Annotated in this window: 10 protein-coding genes and 2 pseudogenes; 6 read left to right on the top strand and 6 right to left on the bottom strand. The window is 39.6% G+C overall.

Going from position 1 to position 13,708, the window contains the following annotated elements; genetic code table 11:
* Positions 1 to 380: 380 nt before the first annotated feature.
* The 6 genes and pseudogenes from HEQ36_RS14330 to mnmG form a co-directional block, all read right to left on the bottom strand.
* Positions 381 to 2,045: an alpha/beta hydrolase gene (locus HEQ36_RS14330; RefSeq protein ID WP_168636324.1), complete on the bottom strand. Its 1,665-nt coding sequence runs from the start codon at positions 2,043 to 2,045 to the stop codon at positions 381 to 383.
* 420 nt (positions 2,046 to 2,465) lie between these two features.
* Positions 2,466 to 3,725, bottom strand: a complete 1,260-nt coding sequence (locus HEQ36_RS14325) for a hypothetical protein (RefSeq protein ID WP_053538803.1) — start codon at positions 3,723 to 3,725, stop codon at positions 2,466 to 2,468.
* 799 nt (positions 3,726 to 4,524) lie between these two features.
* Positions 4,525 to 5,073: pseudogene (locus HEQ36_RS14320) on the bottom strand (IS607 family transposase); the annotation flags it as partial.
* Positions 5,074 to 5,099: 26 nt separating this feature from the next.
* A pseudogene (locus tag HEQ36_RS14315) lies at positions 5,100 to 6,675 on the bottom strand (group II intron reverse transcriptase/maturase).
* Between the two features lie 530 nt (positions 6,676 to 7,205).
* Complete coding sequence (locus tag HEQ36_RS14310) at positions 7,206 to 7,349, bottom strand: excisionase family DNA-binding protein (protein ID WP_233455482.1); 144 nt, start codon at positions 7,347 to 7,349, stop codon at positions 7,206 to 7,208.
* A gap of 143 nt (positions 7,350 to 7,492) precedes the next feature.
* The gene (mnmG, locus tag HEQ36_RS14305) at positions 7,493 to 9,406 is read right to left on the bottom strand and encodes a tRNA uridine-5-carboxymethylaminomethyl(34) synthesis enzyme MnmG (RefSeq protein ID WP_168636169.1); all 1,914 of its coding nucleotides are present in this window, start codon (positions 9,404 to 9,406) and stop codon (positions 7,493 to 7,495) included.
* A gap of 304 nt (positions 9,407 to 9,710) precedes the next feature.
* Here mnmG and HEQ36_RS14300 point away from each other — a divergent pair, with 304 nt between their 5' ends.
* The 6 genes from HEQ36_RS14300 (at position 9,711) to HEQ36_RS14280 (ending at position 13,663) form a co-directional block, all read left to right on the top strand.
* Positions 9,711 to 10,913, top strand: a complete 1,203-nt coding sequence (locus HEQ36_RS14300; RefSeq protein WP_168636168.1) for an AAA family ATPase — start codon at positions 9,711 to 9,713, stop codon at positions 10,911 to 10,913.
* A complete protein-coding gene (locus HEQ36_RS14295) occupies positions 10,913 to 11,149 on the top strand; it encodes a hypothetical protein (RefSeq protein ID WP_168636167.1) in 237 nt (78 codons plus the stop codon). Before HEQ36_RS14300 ends, HEQ36_RS14295 begins: the two co-directional genes overlap by 1 nt.
* A 228-nt stretch (positions 11,150 to 11,377) precedes the next feature.
* Positions 11,378 to 11,692, top strand: coding sequence for a hypothetical protein (locus HEQ36_RS14290; protein WP_168636166.1), 315 nt, complete (start codon positions 11,378 to 11,380; stop codon positions 11,690 to 11,692).
* A gap of 146 nt (positions 11,693 to 11,838) precedes the next feature.
* Positions 11,839 to 12,114 (top strand): DUF3800 domain-containing protein, encoded by a 276-nt coding sequence (locus tag HEQ36_RS26025; RefSeq protein ID WP_367272410.1) that lies wholly within the window; start codon positions 11,839 to 11,841, stop codon positions 12,112 to 12,114.
* A gap of 994 nt (positions 12,115 to 13,108) precedes the next feature.
* Complete coding sequence (locus HEQ36_RS14285) at positions 13,109 to 13,429, top strand: 2Fe-2S iron-sulfur cluster-binding protein (RefSeq protein WP_053538810.1); 321 nt, start codon at positions 13,109 to 13,111, stop codon at positions 13,427 to 13,429.
* Positions 13,430 to 13,492: 63 nt separating this feature from the next.
* Entirely contained in the window at positions 13,493 to 13,663 is a 171-nt protein-coding gene (locus HEQ36_RS14280; protein WP_168467300.1) for a hypothetical protein, read from the top strand.
* The last annotated feature ends 45 nt before the right edge of the window (positions 13,664 to 13,708 follow it).

Here is a 13,708-nt window from a genome sequence, read left to right as displayed (position 1 = left end):
CGTTATGGCAAGGCAAAAGGCAAGAGGCAAGAGGCAAGAGTGAAGAGGGTTTGGGCGATTTTACGTTTCTTTACACAGTTTGGTTTTATTGTGTTCACCTACTTAGTACCGTGCAGCTTAAGTGAATGAACCATTTTCAAGCCTTGTAATCTATCAAATTTTCAGAGCTTTTAATAGTTATATTATTTACGCCAACCTGTACTAGTGAAGAAACTCATCATATTTCACGCTTAAATTAGTCTTGGATTGAATATTCTCTCTTGAGAAGGATTCTGAAAATATAAAGAATCTATAGGATGGATTATATATTTTACCCTGAGTGAAGTTGGGCTTGGTTTACCCTCCAAGCCTTTTTATTTATTTGCTCGTCCTTCAACCTATTATTTATTGGCTGTCATACCTGGACCTTGTGCTTCTTGTATCATTTCAGGAGAAAGTTCTCGCACTGTGCGAAAGGGAAATAGACGAGTTGAGGAAATTTGAGCGTAGTCGGCAGTCAGAAAAGGAGCATATTGACTAGCTTCAGGAGTTAACTGTGCTGCCATTGCTAGGGTAATACCTTTGAGAAACTTCCGCACATCTTTAGCTTGTTCTCCAACTACTTCTTTGTTCAAGATAGGTGTATTTGATTTCCCCATTTGATATGGGGTCAGACTAGGATCTATAATGCTCAAATGAGAAGCACCAACCACACCCACCAACCACTTTGGGGAGGGAATTTTCGCAAAACCCATAACTTGTTCAGTTAATGCAGGGGTAATTTTATCTGCGGAACTAGAGAGGATTAATGTGGGAATTTGTACTTTTGTTAACCCAGTTTCCCCAAACATTAAAGAGGTGGTAGGATTGAGGGCGATCGCCTGTTTAATTCTCCCATCTCGCAATTGATAGGTTTTTTCTGGTAATGCTTGAGCCACACATTGAAGAGTTTCACCCAAGTTAGCATTAGCTAAGTTTTGCTGACAGCGTTGTTTGAGGGTTTCGATTTGTAATTCGCCCCCAGCCAATGCTAAAGCCGTTCCCCCACCAAAGAAATAACCTACAACCATCACATTGTTAGTTGCTAATTTTCCCCGTAAAGGACTATTCGCAGTTTGGTTAACTTTTTCCAATTCATCAACAATAAAACTAACATCTTTGGGACGGTCTAAAAATTCTTGGGGTTCAACAAGTTGTTTTCTACCTTTACTGACTGCCTTAAAAGTAGTTTCATTACTACCAGGATGTTCCAAAGCCGCAACAACATAACTATGAGAAGCCAAATGTTCGGCTAAATAACGCAAGTCAGTCCGCACCGAACCCCAACCATGAGACAAGACAATTACAGGTTTATTTACACTTGCAGCGGTAGAGAAGTAAACATCTAGGGGAATTTGTCGTTGACGCTTTTGGTCATTGAAACTTAACTTGAGTGTCTGTACCTGTGCGCTTCCTGCTTGAGTAGGATCTAGAGAAGACGCAACTTTGATATCTTTAGGGTTAACTTGGGGAGAAAGACCAAACATAAACCGCTGAGTGCGGACAAATGCACCATTTAAACTCCCCGCCACAGTTAAAGCCTGGGGTAAATTAATTTCTAGGCGTTTACTGGGATAGGCAGCAATAAAACTTAGTATAGATAAACCCTGTGGAGAATTAGCAGCTAAAACCAATCCCCCTTTCATAGCTTGTAATCCCGATTGATCTCGACGGGTAATAGCTGTAGAGACATCGCTAAGGATTGTAGTCCCAATTTGGGTATTGATTAATCTATCTAAAGTAGCAACATTTATGGGAATTCGGATTTTTAGTCCCTCTACCAAAAAACGACGTTGTTCTTCAGTCATTCTTTTGGTATAAGTTCCCAAACTATCTGGTAATTTGCCAGTTTCCGTAGATTTTTTTAACTCTTCCAAGGATACAGATTCCTCTATGGGTCCATAACGAATCACAACCGTATCTGCTGCGTGGACAGAAGAATTAATTCCAAAAAACGGTGTCAGCGCGACAACACAAAATGCCCCTGTAAATACCTTAAAATTCTTCCAGCTTTTCTCTGTGAACATCTTTATATTGCCCCTCAACTTAGGAGATTCTACCTGATTTTACGTTTTTTATCCTACCCCATTTCTGAATCAGCAACTCCCATAGGTGCAATAGCTAACAGATAGTACACAGAACCCTATTATCAAATAACTATCTGGCGTTGCTGATTAAGGGTATGAATTTTAGTCTCACGCAAAGGCGCAAAGACGCACTGAGGTTTGAGTTTTCAAGGTTCAATTTGGGAATTTCATACCTCAATATGGCTACGCCACGCAGGCTATCAGCAACGCCAACTATCTTAATATCAGTAGGCTTCTCAGATAGAAGTATAAAAAATAAGTGTAAAAGTTAGTGCCGTACTACGGTACTAAAAACTAAAGAAGCTGATTACACAGGCTTTTCAGAAGATATTCAATTTTTGTTTGACTCATGCAGTTGTATTAAAGCTTTTGTCCTGTGTAGATAGAGCGAACTTCACCATTACGGCGAACAATAGCTTCTCCGTTACTGACTTCTACTAGTGTCCAACCTGTAGTACCGATATTTTCACCTATATTAATTCGGCGACTAATACCATCTACCTTAAACAAAGCCACAGATTTATTACCCAACTCCAATAGTCCCTCTAATTGTGCAGAATAGCTAGGTGCTGCAACCTGTTGTGGTATATTCTTAGTTTCTTTTACAGGTGCTGGGGGAACAATTGTTGGTAATTTCGGTGGTGCGACTTTCAGCGGTTGAGGATTAACGGCTGCTGGTTTGAGATTCACCTGTGTTGTTTTGGGTATCGGCTTAATTGCTGGTTGTATAGTATTAATAGTAGGAGAATTATTAACTGTTAAAGATGAAGGTAAGGTAGGTGGTACTGGGACTGTGGGAACAATTGGTATTTGATATTTGAGTGCGGGAGACTGATAAACTGGAATATATATGCGCTCAACCACATTAGGGGTAGTCAAGCGATTATTAGCAGGTAGCATATTGGTTGCTGCTACAGGTAATGGTGGAGTTTCTGTTAGTTGGGTATTTGGTAAAGGTAAGGCAGTGGTTTGATTCAGATTAACAGTGGGAAATCCTGGTTTAGCAATTGTTTTACCATTGGTTGTCCCTTGCTGTTCTATCACAGTTAAGGCTTCCAACATATAATTTACTAAGTCTAACTGAGGATCTGTGATTACAGATGCAGGTGATGGTGTCTGGTGATTTGGCAAACTTTGGGAAGTTAATTGGGCATTTATTGTATTTAATAAACCAGACTCAGTTAAGTAGACCATACCCAAAGTCCCGACGGTTAGGCTTAATCCCATAAATATTAGTTTACCTAAACCACTGGTTTGTTGTTGTTCAGTAGTTGCAATTGCTTTGATAGATGGATGATTAACTACTAGTGTAGTGGTTTGGACGTTTTTAATGGGTGCAGTAGATTGTAATGGACGATTAAGTTTTGATGGTAAAACCACATCTGGCATTTGAAATGTCATAGTTTGCACGGGGACAGATTCGTTTCTGCCTCTATGATGATTTCGCTTGTTTCGACCATCAAGAATGTTGTCAATATCATGAAAAAGTTCGTCCATTAAGCTTTCAGCATAGGTTTCTATTGTCCAAGGCTCGTTGTTGACGAAATCTATGGCTAAAGACATACTGGTGCTATCGGACGCTTCTGAAACAAATAAATCAGTGCTGGATTTGGGTAACATAGGCTTTTTCGGTTTTCAGTTGTCAGTTGTCAGTTGTCTAAGAGGCAATACTGCTCGGTTAAGCAAAGTCATTATATGGTAGGTTGAGTTGTGAAATGTCAGCGTTGCGGAGCAATGTAACGTTTACGGAGTGTGGCATATTCCTGCGGTAGCGTGCCAGAGGCATCAGCCATAACCCAACATTATCAAGGATTTTGTTGGGTTTCGCGATCGCTCAACCCAACCTTGTATCTTAGAGGATGTTTTAAAAGTGGTATCCCGTAATTTTTATCACATTTTTACCCCCCTTAGTCCCCTCTTGTAAAGGCTACTGTGTACACACAAGTTATCTAATTACCATTATTCCTCAAATTACCCCACCCTAACCCTCCCCGATGCTTTGGGGAGAGAACTAATTTTTCCGGTTTCCCCCCAAAGCATCGGGGGGACTAAGGGGGGTAATTTAACTTGTGTGTACACGATAGCTTGTAAAGGGGGGAAACAATAAAAATCCAGTTCCCTCCCCTTTAAGTAGTGAGACAGAATTAATTACACAATGTCATTGCGTTAGCGTAGCGTGGCGTTAGCCATATGGAACGAAGTGAAATGAAGCAATCGCAGGGGTTGTGATTGCTTCCCTTCGCTCGCAATGACTGTAAATATTTTTGTCCAATTACTTATAAGGGGAGGGTTAGGGAGGGGTAAAACATTTGATACAGCAATCATGACTTTTCAAACACCCTCTAAGAGAAGGAATAAGGAAGAAGAAAATTTTCCATACTAGAATAGTTCAGCAGCAACCCATTTTTTCCAAATAAGCTCAAGTTCCTTTGCTGGGTACACTCGGTAACTCGCTGTCTTCAATGACTTGTTTTTTGTACTTTCTAAGTCCATACAATCGGCAACTGAAGACATGGATAATGGCAAGGATATCTTCAACCATTTCGATTTCTGGGCTGAGGTTCGTTTGCTTGAGAACCAATATTTGAGTTTGCTGCCTAGCACAGAGCCATGAGATAAGATCGAATCCAAAGCGACAAAGCCGATCTTTGTGGGCAATGACAACAAGTTTGCAAGTGTTTCCGAGAACTCTGTCCAGTAAGGCTTGAAGACCTTTTCGTTTGAAGTTGAGTCCACTGCCGATGTCAGTGATGATTTCTGCGTCAGGGTAACGAGACTGGAGAAACTGAACCTGTTGCTCAAGGTCGTTTTTCTGACTGCGGCTTGAAACTCTGGCATATAGAACAGTGGCTCGCTCGTCTGATGGATTACCATGTCGAACAGGGATAATTGAATCGAGGTTATATCTGGTAGAGTCGAGGGCGGGTACTATCCCGCGCCCCTCTCTGTTAAATCTGGGCGTGCAGCTTTCACTGCACCCAGCTTCCGACGTTCTTAGCTTTCGCTTTTGCTCATGTGAAGATAATCGTGGCAGATGAAAGTGAATGGCTAGAAGGTTTTTAGTTTTCCAGTTTTGGTGGTTTCCATCTAAGTGATGTAAATGTACCTTCTCATCATTGAGCATTTTTAACCCACAATGACCACATTTATGGTTTTGCCGTTTGAGGGCTTTAGAGGTATGACTGTCATAGAGCTTGCTGTTGCGCTCGCTCCAATAACTCAAATCTCCGTCGTAAGGCGACTTTTCACCTTTGACATTGATATGTTTATTTTCGGAGTAAGGGACTGGGGGAAACGCCTTATCTAGTAATTGCTTGCTAGTGTGGCGGTTCTGTTTGGTTTCCTTGTTGAATACCTTGAATGCTCTTGTTTCGATGTGGAATAGCGAGTTACGCGATCCGTCCATCTTGCAGAAGCGGTGGTAATTCCTCCAACCTCTAACTACAGGGGCTAATTTCTCAGCCTTAGTGGTAGCACCATAATTCGAGTTGTTGACGATGAATTTTACTTTCTTGCGGAAAGATTTATAGTTATCCACTGATGGAACGCATCTAAATTTCCCGTTTTTCTGGACTTTGAAGTTCCAGCCTAGAAAATCAAACCCATCTGTCGCGGCGGTTAGCTTTGTCTTTTTCTCACTGACTTTCATTCCCCGTTCTGCTAGGAACTGACTGATTTTGTCAAGTATTTCTATGGCATCGTCTTGAGGTCGGAGTATTATTACCATGTCATCCGCGTACCGGATTGTTGGTTCAATAATTTCTCTCTTTGAGGTTTTTTCTGTAATTCGGCAATTAGATATCTTATGATATCTATGAATACTTTCAATCCCATTCAAAGCGATGTTAGCTAGTAGTGGACTTACCACGCCCCCTTGAGGTGTTCCTTGTTCAGGAAATTCTGGATTGACTCCGGCTTTGAGACATCGGAAAATCCCTTGTCTTATGCTTCTGGGAGCTATGAGTTTATCCATGATGGCGGAATGGTTTATCCTGTCGAAGCATTTTTCAATATCGAGTTCAATAACTCGTTTATCTATTCCGTTGGCGTTGGAGTTTAGGTTATTAAACAGGATTTTTTGGGCATCATGCGCTGAACGTCCCGTTCTGAACCCGTAGCTTTTGGCGTGGAAGGTTGCTTCGTGCGCTGGTTCTAATGCGTATTTGATAAGGCATTGATACGCTCTATCTGCAATAGTGGGGACTTTGAGAATCCGGGTTTTACCGTCCTTTTTGGGCATGGGTATTTCACGTAATCCCTGGTGTTTCCAGTCGTTACATTCGGTTCTAAGCTTTTCACTCAGTTGAAACCTTTGCTCAAATGTGAGCGCGGTCTTCCCGTCAATTCCCGCTGTCTTTTTTCCAGCATTTAGCTGTGTTACTTGACGAATAGCCAGTAATCTTGCTGCGGTTGATTTCAGAATCAGCTTTTGTAGGGACTTGGCTTTGCGCTTGTCTCCAACTTGAACCGCTTTATACACTCGTTTTTGTAGGCGGAATAAGTTACGGCGGAATTGCTTCCAGGGTAACGTTTTCCAAGATTCACTAGAGTTGTCTCTGTGTCTAATCATGCTCTGCGACCATCTGTGTATTCTGAACACCTCAGACCAGTTACGGTCTGTCCTACCCGAATTGAAGGGATTCCGCTGCTCGTCTAGCCTACTTATGGGGTTCGACCGCCCCTAGACCCTCAATCCGTTTTTATTCGTTCCCTCGGTTGATTGTTAGTTCCGTTAGGTGTAGCCAATTCAACCACTGGATTCCCTAGACTCTTACCGATATTCAAAGAGGATGCGGCGGGAATTAGCTCCAATGAAGTCAGGATTTTGATGTTGTGTCCTGCTTGGTGGTAGGTTGCTTTTCTAGGCTCTGTTTCACCGTAGGAACTCCCCGTTAGCACCAGTGTCACCCCACAACGGATGTCTGATTGCGCCCTGTTCCCAGCTTCACCCTCTAGAAACCGAGTCTAGTCAGTGTGGGCAGGTAGGGAGTCATACCTGAGTCTGGCAGATGGGACTTTCACCCATATCAGACCGAGAGTTCAACCTTTTCCATGATTGGATTGGGTTGGTTAGTTTATGTACGGACTGTTTACCGTGATTCAACTAACAACGAATCGCACTCTTTGTCCACCTTGGGTAAAGATGCCTTCGATTTTCCCGTCTTCAAGCCACCTTTCAAGTGTTTTGGTGCTGACTCCCAATCTGGTAGCAGCGACTCTTGGAGGTACATAATTTACTGTCATCGCCAGCCTAAGTTTGTTACTCGTCCTACCATACCACATGATGTCCAGATATGTCTAGTATGTCATGGTAAATCACGTTCTATATTTATCTCCTCCCTATTACCTATTACCCATTCAGGCAAGAGGGAGAATTTGTTTCCCAATTACCTATTACCTATTACCGTCTTGTTTTTAGCTAGTTCTAAATATATCAAAAGAGCGTTGATATCGGCTGGGTTAACTCCGCCAATTCTTGCTGCTTGTCCAATGGTGAGGGGTTTAACTTTGTTGAGTTTTTCTCGGGATTCTTTAGATAAAGTCTCAATGGTTGAGTAGTCCAAATCACTAGATAGTTGGCGATTTGCTTGACGGGCAACTTGGTCAATTTGGTTTTGCTGTCTGGCTAAATAACCGGCATATTTGATGTCAATTTCTGCTCCTTCTTTTTCGGCTTGTTTGAGGGCAGGGTTATGAAGTCCGTGGCGTTCTAAATCAAGATAATGAATACCTGAACGACGCAGTAAATCAGCCAGGGTAATAGAACCTCTAATTGCTTCTTGGGTATCGTGAGCGATCGCTTGCCCCACTGCCTCATTCTCTTTTATTCTAGTAACATGAAGGCGTTTTTTCTCCCCTGTAATTTGTTCTTGTTTTTGACTATACAAATCCCAACGTCGGTCATCAATTAAACCTATTTCCCGTCCTAACGGTGTCATGCGGATATCAGCATTATCAGAACGCAGTAATAAGCGATACTCTGACCGACTGGTGAGCATCCGATAAGGTTCGCGTAAATCCTTCGTACACAGGTCATCAATTAACGTGCCAATATAACTTTGTTCACGGGGGAAAATAATCATTTCCTCACCTTTAACAAACCGCGCTGCATTGATTCCCGCTACTATTCCTTGGGCAGCAGCTTCTTCATAACCAGTCGTCCCATTTACCTGTCCGGCACAAAACAACCCTGGGATTTTCTTGGTCATCAACGTGGGAAAACACTGAGTTGCGGGCAAATAATCATACTCTACAGCATAAGCCGGACGCAACATCACACAATTTTCCAAACCAGTCAAACTCCGCAACATCAAAATTTGCAAAGTTTCGGGTAAACCAGTGGAAAAACCTTGAATATACAATTCAGGAATATCTCTTCCTTCCGGTTCAATAAAGATTTGGTGACTTTCCTTATCGGCAAAGCGGACAATCTTATCTTCAATACTCGGACAATAGCGAGGTCCTTTTGCTTCCACCCAACCACCATACACCGGGGACAGATGTAAATTTTCCCGAATTAAACGATGAGTTTCTTTGGTTGTCCGGGTCATGTGACAAGGCATTTGTTCCCGTTCTACCCACACTTCGGGGTCAAAACTGAACCACCGCACAGTTTCGTCTCCCGGTTGCACTTCCATTTGACTGTAATCAACGGAACGCTTATCAACCCGTGCCGGTGTCCCAGTTTTCAGTCTGCCGGTTTCAAATCCCAAACGATTCAAAGTTTGTGTTAATCCTTCCGCTGCAAACTCTCCCGCGCGTCCTGCGGGCATTGATTTATTCCCCACCCAAATTTTACCACCTAGAAATGTGCCGGTGGTGAGAATTACCGCTTTGCAGTGAAAAGATACGCCAAAATATGTTTCTAAACCAATAACTTCATTACTATCATTTAAGATTAAATCCGTCACCATGCCTTCCCGAATTGTCAAATTCTCCTGATTTTCGACAATTCCCTTCATTATCGCTGCATATTCCCGCTTATCAGTTTGCGCCCGTAATGCCCATACCGCTGGACCCCGTGAAGAGTTGAGGATGCGTTTTTGTAGGTATGTCCGGTCTGCCATTTTGCCAATTTCCCCACCCAAAGCATCTATTTCATGGGTTAATTGGGACTTAGCAGGACCACCCACTGCGGGGTTACAGGGTTGCCAAGCGATTTTATCTAAATTTAGGGTCAATAGCAGAGTCCGACAACCGAGGCGGGCAGTGGCAAGCGCTGCTTCGCAACCGGCGTGACCTGCACCGACGACAATCACATCATAAGCGTCTCGGAATTCAGCGGAATTGTGCATGGTCATAACCAATTAAGAATTAAAAATTAAAAGTTTAAAAAGCTAGTTACATTCAGTATTTTAGCCTATATTTAGGGGCGATTTCAGTTTTTGCTCTCTCAGTTACAGAAGTAGCAACGAGAGAGTTATTGTTTAGTTGTAGCAGATATAAGGTTTATTGAGGGTTGAACTGTAGTAATGGGTAAGAAAATTTACCAACTATTTATAATTACTAAATTTATGGTTATAAATTTTTATTTAAGCTAAAAGGATTAAGTTAAAATACACTGTGTCAGGTTTATTTTTGAAAATATCATTTAGATCTAAAAACATGAAAATTAATCAACTAAGTTATTATGACCATAAAAGACAATGGCGAATTGAGCCAATCCAGTTTTCTGATTTTAATCTTCTAGTAGGTGTTTCTGGTGTTGGTAAAACTAGAATTTTAAAAGCAATACTTGATTTACAAAAAATATCTGAGGGTGAATCACTCAACGGAATTGAATGGGATATACAATTTACTCATGAAAATAATCAATATCATTGGAGTGGTCAGTTTGAGTGTAATATTTCAGCTACTTTAATCTGGGAAGACAGAGAAGATAAATTCACTAATAATAGTAGTTTTCGTATTAAAAATGAGTCTTTATCTAAAAATGGAGAATTAATCATAGACAGAAATGGAAGCGAAATCAAGTTTAAGAATAATACATTACCAATCAAGCTTTCACCAATTCAAAGTGTGGCTAAAATATTAAGTGAAGAACGAGATATATCACCAGTTAGGCATGGCTTAAATAAAATCATTTTTGCTAATAAATTATCAAAATACTCCGAAATTCTTACTAGTTTGATGATTGATCAAGATAGTATTAAGAAACTAACTGATTTCATTCCTGAATATACAGATAAAAATCATAGAAGTGGTATTATTCAAAAATATTATCAATCTAATTTACCAGTTCAGTCGAAATTAACACTTGCTTTTTACGAAAAAGATCCAATATTTCAAGTAATAAAAGAAAGATTTATCAGTATATTTGAACAAATAGAAGATATAAAGATAGAAGAAGATGAAGAAGATGAAAATGAAGAAACCAATTTTAATATTTCTATTCAAAAAAAAGCTCTTCTAACAATTAAAATAAAAGAAAGAGGAATAAATCATTGGATTAGTCAAAAATATATATCATCTGGTATGTATAAAACCTTAATACAAATCAGCGAATGTTATTTAGCTGCTGAAGGATCTGTGATTTTGATTGATGAATTTGAAAATAGTTTAGGCGTAAATTGTATTAATGTTTTAAGTGATTTACTATCTGAAAGTAGGAATTTACAATTTATAATTACCAGTCACCATCCTTATATTATCAATAAAGTTGGAATGGAACATTGGAAAATAGTTACTCGCAAAGGTGGTGTAGTAACTGCTAAAGATGCAAAAGATTTTGGACTAGGTAAATCCAGACACGAAGCATTTATGCAATTGATTAATCTCGATGAATATAATGAAGGCATATCAGCATAATGAATATCTATTTTCTTGTGGAGGGAGATACTGAAGAAAAAGTTTATAAAGCTTGGCTTAAGTATCTTCTACCAGAATTAACACGAATTGGACTACCCCATCAAGTTGATAATAATAACTATTATCTTTTTAATGCAAAAGGTCAACCGGGAATAATTGATAGACATTTACCTGATGCTATTGCAAATATTCAAGAGTATAGTAAGGAATGTGAATTAAATAAGGTGCAAAAGTAGGGTGTGTTAGCGACAGCGTAACGCACCATTCCAGGTTACATCAGAATTGCAGGTTATTAAATTTGCGTTCCTAAATATAATTATCTTGTTATTTGTTTAGATGCGGAAGAAGTTACTATTGATTATAAAAAACAAGAAATTTATAAATGTTTAAAGTCTAATAACATTGATTTAGTAAATATCCACTTTCATATCATTGTTCAAAATCGCTGCTTTGATACTTGGTGCTTGGGAAATAAAGGAATTTACCCTTTACAAGCAGAAATTAGTCCATTATTAGATTATACAAATTATTATGATGTTTCAATTAATTGTCCAGAAATTATGGGTAAACTAAATTTTAATACTCATGCTCAATTTCATAAAGATTATTTAAAAGAAATGTTTAAAATCAACAATCTTAAACATTATAAAATTACAAATGAAGTCATAAAAGAAGAATATTTAGAACAATTAATAGCCAGGGTTCAAAATGAAACTGAACATTTACCTACCTTTCAAACCTTCATAGAATTTTGTAATATGATTAAATCAAGGTTGTGAAAATAACTAATGCAAGGTCAAACTCCTGCTACCAATGGCAGTGCTAGACCCCTAAAAATCTAGGTTTTTCGTAATTTGCCAAAAGTCCATATTTCAACCATGTTGGGTATAATTAGTTTGACTGAGTCTATTGACAACATTACAAAATACTGGACTCACGTTCAACACACAGTACAGGTAAACAAGATGATCGTTTAGTCAGGGCTTACAGAGAGTGGGTAAAATCACGAAAACATGATTGTAATTTTGTAGAACAGCCTTGGTTAGGTGCTTCACAATTTTATGTAGGTCTACAATTAGCAGATTACGTTGCTTACTTGATTAGTTTGAAGACACAAAATATACAAAAAGATGATCGTAATTTTGAATTTTTAGAAGCTTTCGATATTTTAAAGGATAAAATTCATAAAAATACCCGGTAAGTGGGAAACTCAGACACTTCAGTGCTGAGAGGGAAACGACTCGTGCGGTTTTAACCGCCTTGAATATTTTTTCATTACCGCCTTGGAGTTGGTAAATTCGGTGTACTTTTGTAATGTACTTTCAACGGGACAATTACCGATTCAAAATTCCCAACTCTGTACGCATAATGTGTTGCTCCGAAGAGCCTCCCATTTCTGGGGTAATGTTAGCTTCGTCAATGTTTTAAGAGCTTTTTAGACTTGCAACACTGTTTCAGTGACTTTAAAACTGTTTAATTGCAAATGACAGAGCAGGGAACTAGCTACGCATTCCGGGGTGTCGTGACTCAAAAAACGTAGTCAGTGAAGACTTAGACTGGTCAGTACAGCTTGCAATTTCTTACAAGCTCAGTCCCTTTAGGGCTGAGTTACTGACTTAGTTGAAATTCCTGAAAACTAGAACACTTAATGGCGAACCCACGGCTGCAATAGTCGTGGGTTCATCCCTTGGTAGACGATTACAAGACCGCCTCGACCCAATTAGGGGCGTTAATTAGATTGACTTTTTCTAAAAATAGAAAATTTGTCCGTTTTGCTGTTGTCTGTTTTGCTGTTGCCTCTGTTTTGTTACATAAGCGTTTTGACAGGCGCACGGCGTTTCAACCGCACCATACCTTCCCGTGCAGTTCGGGATACCTTGTCTTCTAACAGGCGCACGGCGTTTCAACCGCACCATGCCTTCCCGTGCAGTCCGGGACACCTTGTTAGACTATATATTTTATAATAGCATAATTTTTTATTTGTGTATCTATAAGTTGTATCCTAAACTCTAGATTTTATGACTAGCAGCACAGTTTGAGGTATCCCCATGAATATGAACAAGCTAACCAAATTCAACAACAGCCAAAAGCCTGGAAAATTAAGTCAAATTTAATAATAAATGTGGTAGAATTATCCGAATAATGTCAACAAGTAGAATAGAATATTTGTCTGTTGTCAAACACTGCTGCTATATATGTCCAAAATTTACACCGTAGAAATTAACCACCAAGGTACAAAACATACCCTGCAAGTTTCTGAAGATGAAAATATTCTTGACGCTGCCTCAGCTAATGGTTTAGACTTACCAACTTCTTGCGGTGCTGGTGTTTGTACAACTTGTGCGGCTTTGATTACAGAAGGAACTGTAAATCAAGAAGATGGTATGGGTGTAAGTCTAGATTTGCAAAAACAAGGCTATGCGCTGCTTTGTGTTGCTAAACCTCTTTCTGATTTAAAAATCGAAACAGAAAAAGAAGAGATTGTTTATAAAGCGCAATTTGGGAAAGGTGGATAATAATCACCAATCACCAAAAAGTTTCTGTATTCTCAAAATCATCAAGGCAAAGGATTTAGGATTATGACAACTCACTTTATTTCCGCTGAAATCGAATTGCAACAAACTCCCACAGAATTAGAAAAAGCGATTACAGTAGAATTGGAGAAACAAGGTGAACCCCTGCGTTGGGCTATTACCGCTGTTAATGAAGAAGCACAAACCGTAACAGTAGAAGCCGTAGTTACCGCTTAAATTTCTTCTTTGCATCTTTGCCTCTTTGCGCGAAAAAAACCTGTG

It is taken from the genome of Anabaena sp. 54, from assembly GCF_017355725.1.
GTDB classification, from domain to species: domain Bacteria; phylum Cyanobacteriota; class Cyanobacteriia; order Cyanobacteriales; family Nostocaceae; genus Dolichospermum; species Dolichospermum heterosporum.
The sequence above is the reverse complement of the archived record's forward strand: the minus strand, read 5'-3'. Positions and strand labels throughout refer to the sequence as shown.